The organism is Oceanospirillum linum, assembly GCF_001995095.2.
GTDB classification, from domain to species: domain Bacteria; phylum Pseudomonadota; class Gammaproteobacteria; order Pseudomonadales; family Halomonadaceae; genus Oceanospirillum; species Oceanospirillum linum.
The window spans coordinates 853,682-870,394 of the sequence record NZ_MTSD02000001.1 but is presented as its reverse complement, the minus strand read 5'-3'; the positions used below and the strand labels follow the sequence as shown (position 1 = coordinate 870,394).

The 16,713-nt window shown below is 47.9% G+C and carries 18 protein-coding genes; 12 read left to right on the top strand and 6 right to left on the bottom strand.

Annotation, left to right across the window (positions count from 1 at the left end; all coding sequences use genetic code 11):
• The first annotated feature begins 93 nt into the window (after positions 1–93).
• The gene (gene der / locus BTA35_RS04090; protein ID WP_077243116.1) at positions 94–1,515 is read left to right on the top strand and encodes a ribosome biogenesis GTPase Der; all 1,422 of its coding nucleotides are present in this window, start codon (positions 94–96) and stop codon (positions 1,513–1,515) included.
• 123 nt (positions 1,516–1,638) lie between these two features.
• Here the strand turns inward: der and BTA35_RS04085 are convergent, their stop codons facing one another.
• Together BTA35_RS04085 and BTA35_RS04080 are read right to left on the bottom strand one after the other, a co-directional pair.
• Entirely contained in the window at positions 1,639–2,112 is a 474-nt protein-coding gene (locus BTA35_RS04085; RefSeq protein ID WP_077243115.1) for a FliG C-terminal domain-containing protein, read from the bottom strand.
• A gap of 33 nt (positions 2,113–2,145) precedes the next feature.
• Entirely contained in the window at positions 2,146–2,967 is an 822-nt protein-coding gene (locus BTA35_RS04080) for a hypothetical protein (RefSeq protein ID WP_139363610.1), read from the bottom strand.
• Between the two features lie 348 nt (positions 2,968–3,315).
• Here BTA35_RS04080 and prfB point away from each other — a divergent pair.
• From prfB to BTA35_RS04055, 5 genes are all read left to right on the top strand, one after another.
• Positions 3,316–4,414 (top strand): peptide chain release factor 2 gene (prfB, locus tag BTA35_RS04075; RefSeq protein ID WP_103989702.1). Its coding sequence is split into 2 segments (ribosomal slippage): positions 3,316–3,390 and positions 3,392–4,414, totalling 1,098 coding nucleotides; the frame shifts between segments, so codons are not numbered across the junction.
• Between the two features lie 92 nt (positions 4,415–4,506).
• Positions 4,507–6,033, top strand: coding sequence for a lysine--tRNA ligase (gene lysS / locus BTA35_RS04070; protein WP_077243112.1), 1,527 nt, complete (start codon positions 4,507–4,509; stop codon positions 6,031–6,033).
• Between the two features lie 197 nt (positions 6,034–6,230).
• Positions 6,231–6,599: a hypothetical protein gene (locus BTA35_RS04065; RefSeq protein ID WP_077243111.1), complete on the top strand. Its 369-nt coding sequence runs from the start codon at positions 6,231–6,233 to the stop codon at positions 6,597–6,599.
• Between the two features lie 31 nt (positions 6,600–6,630).
• On the top strand, positions 6,631–7,521 hold the full coding sequence (locus BTA35_RS04060; RefSeq protein WP_077243110.1) for a bile acid:sodium symporter family protein: 891 nt from the start codon (positions 6,631–6,633) through the stop codon (positions 7,519–7,521).
• 8 nt (positions 7,522–7,529) lie between these two features.
• Positions 7,530–8,384: a potassium channel family protein gene (locus BTA35_RS04055; protein ID WP_077243109.1), complete on the top strand. Its 855-nt coding sequence runs from the start codon at positions 7,530–7,532 to the stop codon at positions 8,382–8,384.
• Positions 8,385–8,477: 93 nt separating this feature from the next.
• Here the strand turns inward: BTA35_RS04055 and BTA35_RS04050 are convergent, their stop codons facing one another.
• Both BTA35_RS04050 and BTA35_RS04045 read right to left on the bottom strand, forming a co-directional pair.
• On the bottom strand, positions 8,478–8,687 hold the full coding sequence (locus BTA35_RS04050) for a PA3496 family putative envelope integrity protein (RefSeq protein WP_077243108.1): 210 nt from the start codon (positions 8,685–8,687) through the stop codon (positions 8,478–8,480).
• 156 nt (positions 8,688–8,843) lie between these two features.
• Positions 8,844–9,656 (bottom strand): hypothetical protein, encoded by an 813-nt coding sequence (locus BTA35_RS04045; protein WP_077243107.1) that lies wholly within the window; start codon positions 9,654–9,656, stop codon positions 8,844–8,846.
• Between the two features lie 281 nt (positions 9,657–9,937).
• On the opposite strand from BTA35_RS04045, the gene BTA35_RS04040 reads away from it, so the two are divergent.
• A complete protein-coding gene (locus BTA35_RS04040; protein WP_202931164.1) occupies positions 9,938–11,197 on the top strand; it encodes an MgtC/SapB family protein in 1,260 nt (419 codons plus the stop codon).
• Between the two features lie 78 nt (positions 11,198–11,275).
• Here the strand turns inward: BTA35_RS04040 and BTA35_RS04035 are convergent, their stop codons facing one another.
• Positions 11,276–11,746, bottom strand: a complete 471-nt coding sequence (locus BTA35_RS04035) for an RrF2 family transcriptional regulator (protein ID WP_077243105.1) — start codon at positions 11,744–11,746, stop codon at positions 11,276–11,278.
• A 227-nt stretch (positions 11,747–11,973) separates the two neighbouring features.
• Between BTA35_RS04035 and BTA35_RS04030 the strand changes: the two genes are divergently transcribed.
• The 3 genes from BTA35_RS04030 (at position 11,974) to BTA35_RS04020 (ending at position 14,771) form a co-directional block, all read left to right on the top strand.
• A complete protein-coding gene (locus BTA35_RS04030) occupies positions 11,974–13,140 on the top strand; it encodes an MFS transporter (RefSeq protein ID WP_077243104.1) in 1,167 nt (388 codons plus the stop codon).
• A gap of 236 nt (positions 13,141–13,376) precedes the next feature.
• A complete protein-coding gene (locus tag BTA35_RS04025) occupies positions 13,377–14,309 on the top strand; it encodes a DHH family phosphoesterase (RefSeq protein ID WP_077243103.1) in 933 nt (310 codons plus the stop codon).
• Positions 14,310–14,459: 150 nt separating this feature from the next.
• Positions 14,460–14,771 (top strand): Rdx family protein, encoded by a 312-nt coding sequence (locus BTA35_RS04020; protein ID WP_202931163.1) that lies wholly within the window; start codon positions 14,460–14,462, stop codon positions 14,769–14,771.
• Here the strand turns inward: BTA35_RS04020 and BTA35_RS04015 are convergent.
• Entirely contained in the window at positions 14,768–15,286 is a 519-nt protein-coding gene (locus tag BTA35_RS04015) for a HugZ family pyridoxamine 5'-phosphate oxidase (RefSeq protein ID WP_077243102.1), read from the bottom strand. The genes BTA35_RS04020 and BTA35_RS04015 overlap by 4 nt on opposite strands.
• A gap of 165 nt (positions 15,287–15,451) precedes the next feature.
• Here BTA35_RS04015 and BTA35_RS04010 point away from each other — a divergent pair, with 165 nt between their 5' ends.
• A complete protein-coding gene (locus BTA35_RS04010; RefSeq protein ID WP_077243101.1) occupies positions 15,452–16,378 on the top strand; it encodes a DMT family transporter in 927 nt (308 codons plus the stop codon).
• Between the two features lie 37 nt (positions 16,379–16,415).
• On the top strand, positions 16,416–16,670 hold the full coding sequence (locus tag BTA35_RS04005) for a DUF1653 domain-containing protein (protein WP_077243382.1): 255 nt from the start codon (positions 16,416–16,418) through the stop codon (positions 16,668–16,670).
• Positions 16,671–16,713 lie beyond the last annotated feature (43 nt).

The window sequence follows — 16,713 nt, the reverse complement described above, 5'->3', positions numbered from 1 at the left end:
GGCTTCGGGCCTTCCCTGGCTGTGGCTTATAGCGCAGCAGCGTGACATTTTTTGTGTGCCTGGCACACTTGTTGAAGAACTGAAGATACCTGAATGAATCCTGTTATTGCCCTGGTGGGCCGCCCTAATGTGGGCAAATCAACACTGTTTAACCGTCTGACCCGTAGCCGTGATGCACTGGTTGCTGACTTTGCAGGCCTGACCCGTGACCGCAAATATGGTGAGGGTAAAGTCGGTGGTAAGCCTTATATTGTAATTGATACAGGCGGTATCAGTGGCGATGAAAATGGTATCGACTCGGCGATGGCCGGTCAGTCCTTACTGGCGATTGAAGAGGCCGATATCGTCTTGTTTCTGGTGGATGGACGCGCGGGCTTAACCGTTGCAGACCAGATGATCGCGCAGCATTTACGTGAAAAGGGTAAGGACGCCTGGCTGATCGTCAACAAGACCGATGGTGCTGACCCTGATGTAATTGTTGCTGAGTTCTATGCTCTGGGAATGGAGCGCAGTCCGATTGCAATTGCAGCGGCCCATGGTCGTAACGTCACAGCAATGATCCAGCATATTCTTGAACCCTTCCCCGAGCCAAATGAGGAAGAGGATGAGCTGCATGATCAGCTTAAACATAAAGGTGTGCGCATTGGGGTGATTGGTCGCCCGAATGTAGGTAAATCGACATTGGTTAATCGCATTCTGGGTGAGGAACGGGTGGTTGTTTATGACCAGCCTGGAACAACACGGGATGCGATCTCTATCCCGTTCGAAAGGGATGGGCAGGAATATACTCTTATTGATACAGCGGGTATCCGGCGCCGTAAAAATGTGACCGAGATAGCTGAAAAATTTTCTATTATCAAGACATTGGAAGCTGTTCGGGAGTGTAATGTCGCTGTAATGGTCATTGATGCCCGTACCGGGATTGTGGAGCAGGACCTGCATTTGCTGGACTTTGTGCTGCAAAGTGGACGGGCTCTGGTCATTGCGGTGAATAAGTGGGACGGTCTGGACGTCGATGTAAAAGACAAAATCAAAGAGGATGTAGATCGTCGTCTTGGTTTTGTGAACTATGCTGATGTGCACTTTATCTCAGCATTGCACGGTACTGGTGTTGGACATCTGTATAAGTCGATCAATAACGCCTTTAAATCTGCCATGAGCCACTGGCAGACTAATCGTCTGACCACAATTTTGGAAGATGTGGTTAAGGAGCATCAGCCCCCGATTGTTCGTGGTCGTCGTATCAAGTTGCGTTATGCGCACCAGGGTGGCAAAAACCCGCCAATTATTGTTGTGCATGGTAGCCAGACGGACTCTATCCCTGAAAGTTATAAGCGTTATCTGACCAACACTTTCCGTAAGGTTTTAAAGGTTAAAGGGACGCCGATTCGTTTTGAGTTCCGTTCAGGCCACAACCCTTACGATAACAGCGATAAGGATGATCGTCAGAAAGCGAAAGATCGTCAGTTGAATCTGACAAAAGAAGCACGTACCGAACGTAAGAGCCGTCGCTGATACTTTACGTGTTCGTGCGGTAAGAAAAGGTACGTGTTTGTAGCTGGGAAAAGGTAATTTCCGAGAGACCCCTAATCATTGGATATCCAGTATTAGGGGTTATTTTTAGCCTCAGCTTTAAACTCAGTAATATTCGCCATCAGGATCAACCAGAGTGATTTGCTCCGCTTCAATCAGGCGTTCCACCAGTGCAAAGAAATCAGTATAAGCGCGCAGGGCTTCTACCGGTTTGATGGGCTGGTTGTAGAGTACGTCAGTTTGGATTGCCTGTCGGTTGCGCTTGGTGGTATGAGTCATCAGGCGGTTTTCCAGTTTGCTGCCCTTAACTGTACGCATAATATCCACTAATTGATCACGTGAGGCAGTATGCATCAGCATTTGCATACTTTTGCTATCCATATGGGTTAGCGTGGACAGAAGTTTTCGGCCAAGGTGGATAAAGTTCGGCTCACCCTGTGACTGGGGCGGATTCAGACCCAGTTGTTCATCCAGTTTGGAAATCAGTTCTATAGCATGGATCAGTTCCAGCTGAACAGAGTAGAAATCTTTACTGACTTTATAGCGATGTTCACCCAGTGTGAATACTTCAAAACTCATGCGGTTACTCCTGATAAAACCAGTACAGCTCAATTAAACAAGGATTGGGCCAGAGGTTTTTGTGGGTGCAGAGGTCTTCTTTTTCTGCAGTGCTTTGACCACTTCGATGACCAGTTGAGCTGTTTTACGTGCATCGGCAGGCGTAATCTGTTGCGGTTTGGCAGGCTTTAGTTTTTCCCGCATAGGCGCAGGCACTAACTTATTAAATTTAGTCAGCAGGTTGGTTTCAGACATCTCTTCACATATAAACCAGAGCTTAGCCAGCTGACGGGGAGGAACTTGCTTAAAGACGGCGAACAACGCTTTTTCAGGAAAACTGTCCAGTTTTTTCAGGAGCTGGCGGATAAAGGCGGCATCGGTACTTGAAGGAAGTGCTGCAGGTGCCTCATCAGCGTTATCCTTGATATTCATGCGTGGAGGGCGGATCTCACCCTCATCGGCCATACGCTCGATCGTACGTATTAACCCCTCAATTCGCTCGTTGACTTCCCATAGGGGCTTCAGCGGCAGCTTTTCAGCACTCTGGGTCAGACGGTCAATCTCTCTGCGCCCCAGGGCGCTTTCAAGCTTAGTCAGCAAGCTGTCCATGTGTTTATTTTGGGCCACACGATAAAGCAGAGTGAAGTCAAACTCCCGCAAAAGCAGTGCAAGCTCGTTGTCGTTGAACTGCTCAAGATGGGCTAAAGCAGGCTGCAGTTTTTGGAACTGAGCACGAGCTTCCTCCCAGCGCGATTTTGGGTGCAGGGCAAACTGTTCAACCTGGGCCACCAGGGCGTCACGCATTTCCTGACAGAATTGTTCCGAGAGGAGTAACTGACTTTCTGCCAGCTGAATCTCTAATCTGTGTCCGGACACAGGTTTCACCTTGATCTGCATCTGTTTCTTCCTACCGCTGAGTCGTTGGACTTATTTTGCCATGGAGATAGCCAGACATGCATCTGCTAATCACTTCATCTTAAGGGCATCTTATCATTTCTGCACTCTTCGTAACGGTGTTCTGTGTTGTGCGGGTGTTTTATTCGCTTTATCGGCCGCAAATTAATGGTGAATTTTGGCAATTTACAAGTGCCTGCGCGTATCGGGGAGGGTATTACTGGTAGGTCAGAGGGGGATTCGTTAGAATTACGCCCTTGTTTTTTTAACACACAGTTTTCAACGCGCCCTGTTTTCACTGCGCGTATCTATTTGCGGATTTTAAGTACTATGTTAGAAATCAACCCGATCAATAATCTCATTAAGGACCTGTCTGAGCGGACAGATGTTCTTAGGGGGTATCTTTGACTACGCTGAGAAGAAAGACCGTTTAGAAGAGGTAAACCGCGAGCTGGAGCAGCCAGAAGTCTGGAATGAGCCGGAACGGGCTCAGGCTTTGGGTAAAGAGCGGGCAGGTCTGGAGTTGGTGGTTGAGACGATCGATAATCTGGATACAGGGCTTGTGGATGCCCGTGATTTGCTGGATATGGCGGTTGAAGAGGATGATGAAGCTACCGCAGAAGAGGTTCAGAGTGAGCTGGACGACCTGAAGGCTCAGCTCGAAAAATTAGAGTTTCGCCGAATGTTCTCCGGTGAGATGGATGAAAGCAACGCATATCTGGATATCCAGTCCGGTTCAGGCGGTACTGAAGCCCAGGACTGGGCCAATATGATGCTGCGTATGTTCCTGCGTTGGGGTGATGCCCATGGTTTTAAGACTGAGCTGATTGAAGTGTCTGCCGGAGAAGTTGCAGGTATTAAGAGTGCAACGGTGCGCTTTGAAGGTGAATACGCTTATGGCTGGTTACGTACGGAAACCGGTGTGCATCGCCTGGTTCGTAAATCACCGTTTGATTCCGGTGGCCGCCGTCATACCTCTTTCTCTTCAGTGTTTGTGGCGCCGGAAATTGATGACAGTTTTGAAGTCGATATCAATCCGGCAGATCTGCGGATCGATACCTACCGCTCCTCCGGTGCCGGTGGCCAGCATGTTAACACCACTGATTCAGCCGTACGTATCACCCATGAGCCCACCAATGTCGTGGTGTCCTGTCAGACTGAACGCTCACAGCACGCGAACAAAGACCGTGCGATGAAGCAGCTGAAGGCAAAACTGTATGAGCTGGAGATGCAGAAGCGTAATGCTGAGAAGCAGGCTCTGGAAGATACCAAGTCTGATATTGGCTGGGGCAGCCAGATTCGCTCCTATGTATTGGATGATTCCCGCATTAAGGATCTGCGTACTGGTGTTGAAAACCGTAATACTCAGGCCGTTCTTGATGGTGACCTGGATCGCTTTATCGAAGCGAGCCTGAAGCAGGGACTGTAACACGGGTTACAGCCTTTGCCGCAAAAGATGAGAGCACCGCTCTGCCGGTGCTGCATAATTCGATTGACCTATGTTTTGGATGATAAAGACCCATGGCTACAGAACAGCAGCAAGACACTCCCTTAGATAGCGCAGCAGCGGCAGCTGAAGAAAATAAGCTGATCGCAGAGCGTCGTGCCAAACTGGCTGAGCGTCGCGAGAAAGGCAACGCCTTCCCGAATACCTTTCGCCGTGATGCTCTGGCATCTGAACTACAGGCTGAGCTGGGGGATAAGGACAAGGGTGAGCTTGAAGAGCTGAACCGTAAGGCGTCTGTTGCCGGTCGCATTATGCGTATGCGTGGGCCTTTTATCGTCATTCAGGATATGAGCAGCCAGATTCAGCTGTATGTGGATAAGAAGAATCTGCCGGAAGAGGTTCGTGCGGATATCAAGAGCTGGGACTTTGGTGACATCGTTGGTGCATCCGGCCCGGTTCATAAATCCGGTAAAGGCGATCTGTATGTTTACATTGAAAAGTGTGAGCTGCTGACTAAGTCTCTGCGCCCACTGCCGGATAAATTCCATGGCCTGACCGATCAGGAGATGCGTTACCGTCAGCGTTATGTTGACCTGATTATGAATCAGGAGTCCCGCAAGGCGTTTGAGATTCGCGCTAAAGTGGTTAGTGGTATCCGTAACTACCTGAGTCAGCGTGGTTATATGGAAGCAGAAACTCCGATGCTGCAGGTGATTCCGGGTGGTGCAACGGCACGTCCGTTTATTACCCATCACAATGCACTGGATCGTGATATGTTCCTGCGTATCGCACCAGAGTTATACCTGAAGCGTCTGGTTGTCGGTGGTTTTGAGAAGGTTTTCGAGATCAACCGTAACTTCCGTAATGAAGGTCTTTCAACCCGTCACAATCCTGAGTTCACTATGCTGGAGTTCTACCAGGCATACGCGGACTATAAGGACCTGATGGACCTGACCGAAGATATGCTGCGCACCATCGCTCAGGATGTACTGGGTGATACCGTGGTTCAGTATCAGGAAGATACCTACGACTTCGGTAAACCGTTTGAGCGCATGACCATGATCGAAGCGATCCTGAAGCATGCCCCTCAGATCACCGAAGAAAGCCTGCAGGATCTGGAGTCTGCCAAGCAGGTTGCAGAGTCTCTGAAGATCGACGTTAAACCGATCTGGGGGTTGGGTAAGCTGCACACCGAGATCTTTGAAGAAGTAGCTGAACACAAGCTGATGCAGCCGACCTTCATTACGGAGTACCCGGCTGAGGTTTCTCCCCTGGCGCGCCGTAGTGACCATAACGAATTTGTGACGGATCGTTTTGAGTTCTTTGTTGGTGGTCGTGAGATTGCTAATGGTTTTTCGGAGCTTAATGATGCGGAAGACCAGGCCGAGCGTTTTGAACAGCAGGTTGCTGAGAAAGATGCTGGTGATGATGAAGCGATGTATTATGATCAGGATTATATTCGTGCACTGGAGTATGGTCTGCCACCAACGGCCGGTGAAGGTATCGGTATTGACCGTTTGGTGATGCTGTTCACCAATGCACCATCGATCCGTGATGTACTCCTGTTCCCGCATATGCGACCAGAAGCGGATTCTAAGTAATTCCTAACCCCGGTATCTTCTCTGGTTACCGGGGTTTTATTTATCTCTTTTTTATCTATTTCTTATTTTATTTATCCCTGGAAGGTCGGGGCGTTACCGGAAAGATAAGTCTTTCGGTTTATTTTGAGCCCGCTTATTTTAGCTAAGTGCGGCTGAATGATTTTTTCAGGTTCGTATGAACTGTCTGGAGATACACAATGAAAATGCTGAATCGTTCTGCAATGACTGTAAAACTGACTCAGGAGTTTGTTGACTGGATTAACAATCTTGATGATGGCAGTGAGCCTCTGACCCTGTCAGATGTTAACGAAGAAGCAACGGTTTACCTGATTCCTGAGATTGAGGATGAAGAGCAGCTGCGTGAGATGACTCAGGAATTCTGGCTGAATATTCTGGAGAATGAACTGAAATCCTGGGAAGATGATGAATCCTCATGGCCAGAGCTGACAGAGGAACTGTTTGAGCAGTTTATTGACCTGTCACCGGCTGTCATGGTGTTTGACCTGGACTATGAAAACGGGCTGAAGTCCGCCAGTATCGATGACCTGGAAGATACTGCGGGTTAGTCCAGTCTGACAGTTAGAGGGAGCTAAAACCATGTCCAACGGAATACTGTTAGGGCTGGTTCTGCCAGCCGCCCTTTTTATTATCATGCTGGGAATGGGGATGACTTTGCGGCCTGCTGATTTTGGCCGTGTTTTTACCTTTCCTCGTGCGGTGCTGACAGGCTTAACCGGCCAGATGCTGTTTGTGCCTCTGCTTGCTTTTGGTGTGGTGACTCTGTTCCGGCTACCGCCGGAGCTGGCGGTGGGCCTGATGGTGCTTTCTTTTGCGCCGGGCGGAGCAACTTCCAATATGATGACCTTCCTGAGTCGGGGAGATGTCGCCCTTTCGATTACTCTGACCGCTTTTGCCTCCGTGATGACACCTTTCACGATGCCTCTTCTGACTCAGTTGTCTCTGAACTACTGGTTGGGCTCATCCGAAGCCATTGATTTACCGGTTGCCCAGACTATGCTCCGCCTGTTCGTCATCACCGTTGTACCTGTATCTATAGGTATGTGGCTGCATGCTAAAAAGCCTGAGCTGAGTCGTCGACTGGCGAAAGTAGTGAAGCCACTTTCGATTAGTTTTCTGATGATGGTGATTATTGGGATTGTGGCAAAGCACTGGAGCCAGATGCCGGATTTTCTGATGGCTGTAGGTTGGCCGGTGATTATATTAAATAGTCTGGCCTTAGGCTTTGGGTATTTTTTTGCTCGGGTTAATGGTCTGAATGTACCTCAGCAGCTGACGATTGGTATTGAAGTGGGTGTTCAGAATGGAGGGACGGCCCTATTGGTTACAGGGACGATTCTGGGCAGCAGTATGATGTCTGTACCGCCGGTAATTTACGGTATTCTGATGTGGGGTCCGAGTATGTTGTTTGGTCTTTGGTGGGGTAAAAGAATACTGAGTGCCTCCGGGACTGCAGCGGAGCAAGGGTAGCTAGTTCGATGACTGCTTTGAAGTCTTCATCCTCACTTGGCCGCTGGCTGGGGCTGGCAGGTATTGCCGGCGATGAAAATGAGAAAGCAAAACGCTGGGCGCAACGGCTGGAATGGCCGATGTTATTTCTTGCCCTGTGGATGCTGATCACTTGGTACTTAAGCCTGAGAGAAGAGATCAACCCACGTCTTCATCATATCAGCGACATTATCATCTGGTTGTTTTTTTTAGCAGAGACAACGCTATTAACCCTTTTAGCCGACCGTAAGTTACGCTATCTGAGAACAAACTGGATGAACCTGGTGATTCTGGTACTGGGGCTACCCATTCTTTGGGGTGACAGCTCTATGATCAGTATTCTCAGAATGCTGAGGATTGTCCTGATTTTGTCTTTGCTCATGCCCATGGGGTCAACAGTCCATACTATACTGGCTCGTAACAACCTGGGAACGACGCTTTTGGTCAGTGCCGTTTTTGTTGGCCTTTCCGGTACCCTGATCTCAATTATTGACCCTGCCATTGATACTCCCTGGAATGGTATCTGGTGGGCTTTAGTGACGATCACAACAGTAGGGTATGGTGATATTGTGCCTATCAGTCCGGCGGGCAAGTTGGTGGGAGCATTTCTGATTCTTCTGGGAATTGGTCTTTTCTCTTTACTGACAGCCAGTTTTTCCGTCTACTTTTTGTCCAGAGAAGAGGAAGAGGTTGCTGATAAGGAATCGGAACTATTGGGCAGGATTGATCGTGTCGAAGTCCGGCTGGAGCGCCTTGAGGGAAATATCAGTCGTATGATGGAGTTTCAGCGTCAGATTTTGCATGAGTACGAGCGTGAAAAGAGTGCGAAAAAGCCATTAGAATAACCGGGGGTTTAACAGCTTAACACCGGTAAACCCCAGGTAATCAGGCGGTTACCTGATTGTCCGGCCCATAAAGGGATCTCTTTCTATCTCTATTTAATCACCGTCTAAATCGTCAAAATCGTAGTAGTCACTAATATTTCGCTGTAGCATTTTTTGCTCAAGGCGGTCTTCGATGATGCGGCGTTTATCTTGCGACGTTGCATGCATACTGAGTTCCCTTTCTTCATCATCCTTTGAAATAGCATCGTCAGTGTCATCAAAAATATCATCGGTATCATCAAAGGATACGTCTTCACGGCCCATTGATAAGTCTCTCCAGAAAAAAGGTTGATTTTCCATGCTTATATAGACGGAAAATTATTTCTGGTAAAGAAAAAATTAAAGCCGGGATAAAAAAGGCTGAATTCCTGCTGTGAAAGTACTATTTCACAATAACAGTACTACCCCACAATAAAAGTGTTATTCCACAATAAAGGCATCTTCGATATCTTTCGCTTCAAAGGCTTCAGGAACCTTAAAGGCAGATGCCGGAATAGTTAAAGTTTGTACATCCGTGAGCCGGTATTCGTCTGCAGCACTGATGGGGTAAGTGCGCTCAATAGAGACTGGCAGTTGATTCTTGCTATTCATCACAAAAAGCAGCTCGGTGGTATCGCCAGGGTTGAGCTGCTGGTGTACGCCGCTGGAAAAGTTATGAAAGGACTCAAGAGTGCTCATCGCGCTGTCAGGGATGCCAACATCTGACGATTTGGTAACACATAACCTGGCCTGGGTCTCACCATTGACCAGAGCTTCAATCATTTGACAGGTGTAGCCGTTAATCTCTTGCTCTTTATTCATGGGCTGATATTCAACAAGCTGTTTTTTAGGTGCCTGAGCCAGCTGTTGAATCTGCTCCAGAATCATTGCCATTTGCTCTTTTTCTTCTGCATTGGCAACTTTCATTCCCGCTTTCAATTCTGCCATTATGGCGCGGCGGGTTACCTCTATCTGCTCGGACAGGCTTTCCAGCGTTTCGCGATCAAGAATGCTGTAGCTGCGCTTGTCGCTGTCCACCAGTGTCATATGCTGTCGTTTAGCATCAAATAGCATAAAAAACTCAGGTGCCATGGGGTTTTCAAAGCGAATAAAGTCCTCGCTGACCAGAATAGTACTACGGTGCTCAGGGTTGGCCTGGGACTGATATGTCAGGCTGATATCAGCCTGAGCCAGTGAGCTGAAGCTGAGTGTTAATGCTGCACCCAAATGGGCAAAAAAAGTACGAATTTTCATAAAGCTAACTAATCCTTGAATATGTAACGCAATGAAATGCCGGTAGAAAATCCTTGTACCGATATTTGCTTAAACTGAAACGTGTTTGCATCTCATTAGAACGATTTGGAGCAAGCCGAATGACTCTGGGTAATGCCTGAACTCAGTGTATGTTACTGTAAATAGCCAATATACTTAAGCGGGAAATAGCGTACTTTAGTAAGCTGGTATGCAATTCTATACTCAGGATTTGCGGTGATAGCCTTCACCGGGTTTCAGTGGGAGCTACAGGAGTCTTTTTTGTGCAGATAAGTGATACGCACTCCATGGGGTTGATGGCCATTGCACTTTCTTTGGGGTTGCTGATCGGAGTTGAACGGGGTTGGCGAACCCGTGAGATGCAGGACGGCTCCCGTGTTGCCGGATTGAGAACCTATGGTTTGATTGCCCTCCTGGGGGCCGTAGGCTCTATGTTATCTGAAGGTGCTGATGGTTATCTTCTGGGGATTTTTTTTCTGGGCCTCACCGGGGCTTTGACTGCATCTTATATTCAACATCAGAGTAAGCCCGGAAATGATGTCTCGCTGACCTCTCTGATCTCTGCACTGCTGGCTTTTAGTTTTGGTGCTTTGGTGATGCGGGGGTATCCGGTAGAAGCGTCAGCGGCAACAGTGGTGACGACTCTGCTATTAAGCCTGAAAAGCGTATTGCACCGATGGCTTTGGTTGCTGGAGAAAAAAGAGCTTTGGGCGGCATTAGAGCTACTGATCATCTCCGTGGTTGTTCTGCCGATTCTACCGAATACCACAATGGGCCCTTGGCAGGCGCTGAACCCCTACGAGATCTGGTGGATGGTCGTGCTGATTTCAAGTATCTCTTTTGTGGGCTATTTCGCCATGAAGATTATCGGTGCCCGTAAGGGGATTATGCTGACGGCTCTGTTTGCAGGGCTGGTTTCTTCTACGGCGCTAACTCTTCAGTTTTCCAGAATGGCCCGGGACTCGAAAGAAGCAACTCCGCTATTAGCTGCAGGAATTTTATTTGCCTGTGGCACCATGTTTCCCCGGGTGCTCTTGGTTGCAGGGGTCATTAATCCCGAGTTGGTGCCTCATCTGCTGTTACCGGTACTGGTCATGAGTGTTGTGGTTTATCTTCCGGCTCTGTTTCTGCTTTATCAGGGCAACAAAGTGGTACCCAATGATGTGACGCCGCCATCGAAACCTCTGTCTCTGGCATCCGCGTTAGGCTTTGGTGCGCTATTGGCTCTGATTCTGCTGCTTAGCAGCGCTTTAAAAGAAAATGTCGGTGATACAGGGATTCTGATTCTGGCAGCTGCCAGTGGTATTGCGGATGTTGATCCAATCAATCTGTCTCTATCAGGTATGAGTCGGGATGGGCTGATGTTGAATACTGCCATGCTGGGTATTGTGATCGCTGCGATTGTTAATTCGATCCTGAAGGGGGCGATGACTGCTGTAATTGGCGGGAAAACTCTGGCACTTCAGGCTGCTGTACCTTTATGGGTTGCAGCTATTCTGGGAGGGATGGTTGCCGTTATCTGATGGAAGCTAGGTAAAAAAAAGCGCCATAGCTTGAACTTGCTATAGCGCCTTTTCAGATATTACTTATCTATTTTCAGATCAGGAGGCTGCCATTACCTGTACCGGCAGTTCGCCTTCTTTCAGATCCAAGCCCAGTAGCGTGCGTATATCCGCTGGGTTCTTAAGCAAATCACGCAATGTGTACTCGTCGACAACACCCAGAAAAGCATCACGCGCTTTCTTCAGCATAGGCTTCATATCACATGAGCCGGTTAATGGGCATATGAGCTTTTCACAGTCGACAATTTCCAGGGATGTCTCAAAGTCACGAATCATCCTGCCAATGGAAATCTCTTCTGCTTCCATATTGATACGCATGCCGCCATACTTACCTCGGACAGTCTGGATATAACCCAGCTGACCAAGCTTGTGAACAATCTTCATCAGATGATTGCGCGAAATTTCAAAATGGTGCGCGATATCACTGATTGTTACCAGTTCGTCAGATTGCTGTACACCAAGGAACATAAGAACCCGGATGGCATAATCTGTTTGACGGGTAAGTTGCATGATGCACAATCCCCTTTCATTCTAAATTTAAACCCTGTGGTATTAGCCTGCAAATCCCTGCAGTATTACTCACTCTGTTGACGACAATCCTAACATGCTTATTGCTGTGTGCATTGTATATCTTTGCAATCAAATGCAGCTTTTTATGTACAACTTGTCGGCAAAATGCGGTCTATTTAACAAAAAATCAAGCTAACATTCTAATTTAATTAGCAAAAGGGGCTTTTGTGAACCTTCGTAACGTATTGCTGCTGGCATTAGCGTCATCGCTGGCGATGTCTGCAGCCCCGGTTGTTATCTTTATTGGTGGCCTTATTGGCGGTGACTTATCATCAAATCCACGCCTTGCCACTCTGCCTGTTGCCTTTATGGTTATTGGGACAGCCCTTAGTACCATACCTGCCGCGATGATTATGCAGCGTTTAGGGCGCAAAAAGGGCTTTATTCTAGGGGCCTCAGGTGGCGTATTGGCTAATTTGCTGGCGGCGTTTGCTTTGAGTATTCAGTCTTTTCCACTGTTTGTGACAGCAACTGGGTTGGTTGGTTTCCATTTAGCTTTCGTCCAGCAGTATCGCTTTGCCGCTGCCGAGAGTGCGTCGCCGGAGCAAGCAGGTAAGGCGATTTCCTTTGTTTTGGTTGGTGGTGTTGTCGCCGCTTTTATTGGTCCCGAGCTTGCCCAGGTTGCGGCACACTGGTTTGAACAGCAATTTGTTGGTTCTTTCGTTGTTTTAGCCTTGTTGATTGCGCTTGCATTACTGCTTTTGTTGAGCATAAAGCCTGTGCAGGATTTTCAGGCAGAGTCCGATGAACATCACAGGCCTTCGGTGGTGGAATTGTTGCAGCGCCCGGGCTTTCTCATTGCAGTATCCGGAGGTGTAACAGCTTATGCTGTGATGAGTTTTATTATGACAGCGACACCGATCAGTATGCATGTTATGGATGGCCACTCACTGGAAGCCACTGCACGGGTTATTCAAAGCCATGTCGCTGCTATGTATCTTCCATCCCTTCTGACAGGATTGATTATCGGTGCACTGGGTGTTACCCGGGTTATGGGGGCAGGCACTGTATTACTGCTGGGATGCAGTGTTGTTGCGTTGAGTGGCCATGGCTTGATGCACTACTGGTGGGCCCTGGTGTTGTTGGGCGTTGGTTGGAACTTTTTATTCGTCGGTTCGACAACATTACTGACACGCTACTACGATCACAAAGAACGTTATAAGGCTCAGGCGGTAAACGATTTTGCTGTTTTCGGTCTTCAGGCGATGGCTTCTTTATACGCCGGTCAGGTTATCCACGGTCTGGGGTGGCAATGGGTGAATCTACTGCCTATACCGCTACTGATTATCATGCTGATTTCGCTTTTTTGGTTGGCAAGACGCCAGGCGGGATAGAGGTGAGGTTGCAGCAAGGTATAGAGCGGACTGAGTATACTCTAATGCTTTTTTTGGGATGGTCATAATATGCACCATCTTTTTTTGCGCTAATATGAGTATTATCCGAACGGCTATTGTTTTTAATCAGTGCGTTTTATTCTCTGAGGTGCTGATAAATGATATGTTTAGCTTCAGAACAGAAACAGGGGAGGTACGCCGTTTGAGCGTGCCCGACAAAGAGACAGGAGAGGCTGATGTCTGGTCAAAAGTTCCGACTGGTTACGCGCAGTGATTTTGACGGTCTGGTATGTGCGGTGCTTCTAAAGCATCTGGATATGATTGACGATATTTTGTTTGTGCATCCCAAAGATATGCAGGATGGGAAAATTGAAATTACAGGTTCGGATATCACCACCAACCTGCCCTATGTTAAGGGCTGTCATATTGCCTTTGATCACCATCTAAGCGAGACCTTGCGTAACGACAGCAGTATTGATAATCATATTATCGACCCTGATGCGCCTTCCGCTGCCCGTGTTGTTTATGATTACTATGGTGGCGCAGAGAAATTCCCGGCTTCCTGGAATGATATGATGGCAGCTGTGGATAAAGGCGATGCTGCTCAGTTCAGTCGTGATGAGATTTTGAAACCGGAAGGTTGGGTTCTGATGAACTTCCTGATGGATGCCCGTACTGGTTTAGGGCGTTTCCGCGAGTTTCGGATCTCTAACTATCAGTTAATGATGCAGCTGATTGACTACTGTGCAAACCACACGATTGATGACATTCTGAAGCTTGAAGATGTTAAAGAGCGCGTTGAGCTCTACTTTGAGCAGGAAGCAAAAGCGGTCGAGCAGATTAAACGCTGCAGCACGGTTCACGGTAATCTGGTGGTTCTGGATCTGCGTGATGAGGAAACCATTTGGGCTACTAACCGTTTTATGATTTATGCTCTGTACCCTGAGTGTAATATTTCGATTCATGTTTTATGGGGCCTTAAGCAACAGAACACCGTATTTGCAGTCGGTAAGTCAATTCTGGACCGAAGCTCTTCTACCAATGTCGGTGAGCTTTGTCTGGAGTATGGCGGCGGCGGACATATGAATGCTGGTACCTGCCAGGTTGATAATGGTAAAGCAGCTGAGTCACTGGAAGCGATTGTGAGTAAAATTAACACTGACGGATAATATTGTTTCTGTGTGAGCAGCCTCAGAGTTGTTGCGTAAACCCCCGGTTTTCTGAGCCGGGGGTTTGTTGTTTCCGCCAGTCAATAATATTAATGATTACGCCATGCCTGTTTTTTTCAGATGTTCGTTGTTTGATGTGGAGCCTTTTCTATGCTGACAAAAGCTAAAATCACGATCTTTTACTGCACACAATGCAACTGGATGCTACGTGCAGCCTGGATTGCCCAAGAGATTCTGCATACTTTTAGCGATGATCTTGCTGAAGTGGCTTTGGCACCGTCAACCGGAGGTCGGTACGAAATCTGGCTGGATGATATTTTGCTATGGGAGCGTAAAGCTGATGCCGGCTTTCCGGAAGCAAAAGAGATTAAGCAGCGCATCAGAGATGCAATTGATCCGGAACGTTCTCTGGGGCACTCCGATACCCCTGTGGCTTCCCGGGCAGATGAAGAGCAGAGCTAGGCTTCCCGCTTCAGATGTTCTATCTGATTAAGGCCTTCGCCCGAGAGAGTGTAGGCCTGCCCAAAGCCACGCACATAGCTCGCACGTTTTGGGACCAGTTTAAGCAGTTGAAAATCGCCTAAACCTTTCAGCAGATCAATAATTTCCCCAAAGCGCTCTTGCATCTGCTCCAGTCTGACTTCAAATTCTGCAGCGTTTCTGGCGATCACTTCAGCATGACCCATACAGGTAAAACGCTGACGGGCAAAAAATTGTCGGGTATTTTGCTCATCGCTGATGAGCATCCAGGAAACCTTTTTATTATCAACAAGGTGTTGAGTGTGGGCTGCCAGTTCGCTGACGAAGATATAGTGATTGCCCGCCTCATCTTCAATAAAGGGGGCATAGCTGGCTTCAGGCCATTGTTCATCATTCATTGTTGCTAGAACAAGTGTTTTACAGCTTTGGCGGAATTCATGTTGTTCAGCCTGGATATCGCTCAGAGTCAGGGCGCTTTTAGGTGCTGATGTTGCCATTAAAATCTCCGCTGTTGTTAGAGGTTCTGTTGGTTCAAACGTAGGTCGAAAGACCATCAATAGCACTGTAAGTAGGGTACGGACTATAGCATCTGGCTGTGTTTACCCCAATATTACCTTTTTGCTAACGCCAGTCCTCTGGCGGATTTTTTATCAGGAGTTTTTATGTCTAATAGCCAGCAGGCACAGGATAAACGTGCATACATCTTCGCGTTGACTGCTGTTCTGATGTGGTCGACTGTGGCCATTGCTTTTAAGGTAGGACTGCGCGAGCTGGCACCTGTACAGTTATTGTTATGGGCCGCTATGTTTTCGATTATGACCCTGATGCTGACGGTGACGGTACAGAAAAAATGGTTCCATGTCAGGATGCTGACAGCTGCTCAGTGGCGGGCATCGGTTTTATACGGTGCTTTAAATCCTGTTCTTTACTATGTGGTGCTGTTTGCGGCTTATGATCTGTTGCCAGCACAGGAAGCTCAGGCTTTGAACTACTCCTGGGCGCTGACTCTGGCATTTTTGTCAGTACCTTTTTTAGGGCAGAAGCTAAGGGCTCAGGACCTGCTGGCCGGCTGTGTTTGTTATGGTGGTGTACTGGTCATTGCCACGCGTGGTAATCCTTTGGGGTTGGAGTTCAGTCACCTGCCGGGTGTGGGTCTTGCTCTGTTCAGTACACTTATCTGGGCAGGATACTGGATTGTGAATACAAAAGATCAGCGGGAGCCAGTGGTCGGCTTAATGCTGAACTTTATTATGGCATTACCTATCTTGCTATTCATTAATAGCTATCAGGGGTTACTGCTTCTACCTAGCTATCAGAGTCTTGCAGCGGCTGCGTATATCGGTATTTTTGAGATGGGGCTGGCGTTTGCTTGTTGGTTAACGGCGATGCGACTCACATCGCAAACTGCCAAAATCAGTAATCTGATTTTTTTATCACCTTTTATCTCACTGATTCTGATTTATTTTCTGTTGGGAGAAGAGATCTACCCGTCCACTCTGGTAGGCCTTGGTTTTATTATTAGTGGGTTACTTATTCAGCAGTATAAAACGGCAGCACAGAAAGCAGCACTCAAAGCGTTAAGTTCGTAAAAACATGCAGGGTGTTCAATCATTAAACGGAGTGGAAATGGCAATTCAGAGTGGTATTTATCAACATTATAAGGGCTCAAAATATTTGGTGGTGGGCGAAGTAAGGCACAGTGAAACCGAGGAAATCCTGGTACTTTACCGTGCTCTTTATGGTGAACGGGGATTGTGGGTTCGACCTGTCAGTATGTTTAGTGAGCAGGTTGAGGTTGCTGGTGAGATAAAGCCGCGCTTCGAGCTGATTGAAGCCAGAGATAATCTGATGGCAGGAGTTGACGCACCAGAGCAGATTTAGAAGTGCGCGACAGAAATGGCCCGAAATAAGCCATTTTGTCGGC

What these genes read in the sequence shown, in the direction of transcription:
- der (WP_077243116.1), top strand. Translation starts at nt 94, where the DNA reads ATGAATCCTGTTATTGCCCTGGTGGGCCGCCCTAATGTGGGCAAATCA.
- BTA35_RS04085 (WP_077243115.1), bottom strand. Translation starts at nt 2,112, where the DNA reads ATGAGTTTTGAAGTATTCACACTGGGTGAACATCGCTATAAAGTCAGT.
- lysS (WP_077243112.1), top strand. Translation starts at nt 4,507, where the DNA reads ATGGCTACAGAACAGCAGCAAGACACTCCCTTAGATAGCGCAGCAGCG.
- BTA35_RS04065 (WP_077243111.1), top strand. Translation starts at nt 6,231, where the DNA reads ATGAAAATGCTGAATCGTTCTGCAATGACTGTAAAACTGACTCAGGAG.
- BTA35_RS04060 (WP_077243110.1), top strand. Translation starts at nt 6,631, where the DNA reads ATGTCCAACGGAATACTGTTAGGGCTGGTTCTGCCAGCCGCCCTTTTT.
- BTA35_RS04055 (WP_077243109.1), top strand. Translation starts at nt 7,530, where the DNA reads ATGACTGCTTTGAAGTCTTCATCCTCACTTGGCCGCTGGCTGGGGCTG.
- BTA35_RS04050 (WP_077243108.1), bottom strand. Translation starts at nt 8,687, where the DNA reads ATGGGCCGTGAAGACGTATCCTTTGATGATACCGATGATATTTTTGAT.
- BTA35_RS04045 (WP_077243107.1), bottom strand. Translation starts at nt 9,656, where the DNA reads ATGAAAATTCGTACTTTTTTTGCCCATTTGGGTGCAGCATTAACACTC.
- BTA35_RS04035 (WP_077243105.1), bottom strand. Translation starts at nt 11,746, where the DNA reads ATGCAACTTACCCGTCAAACAGATTATGCCATCCGGGTTCTTATGTTC.
- BTA35_RS04025 (WP_077243103.1), top strand. Translation starts at nt 13,377, where the DNA reads ATGTCTGGTCAAAAGTTCCGACTGGTTACGCGCAGTGATTTTGACGGT.
- BTA35_RS04020 (WP_202931163.1), top strand. Translation starts at nt 14,460, where the DNA reads ATGCTGACAAAAGCTAAAATCACGATCTTTTACTGCACACAATGCAAC.
- BTA35_RS04015 (WP_077243102.1), bottom strand. Translation starts at nt 15,286, where the DNA reads ATGGCAACATCAGCACCTAAAAGCGCCCTGACTCTGAGCGATATCCAG.
- BTA35_RS04010 (WP_077243101.1), top strand. Translation starts at nt 15,452, where the DNA reads ATGTCTAATAGCCAGCAGGCACAGGATAAACGTGCATACATCTTCGCG.
- BTA35_RS04005 (WP_077243382.1), top strand. Translation starts at nt 16,416, where the DNA reads ATGGCAATTCAGAGTGGTATTTATCAACATTATAAGGGCTCAAAATAT.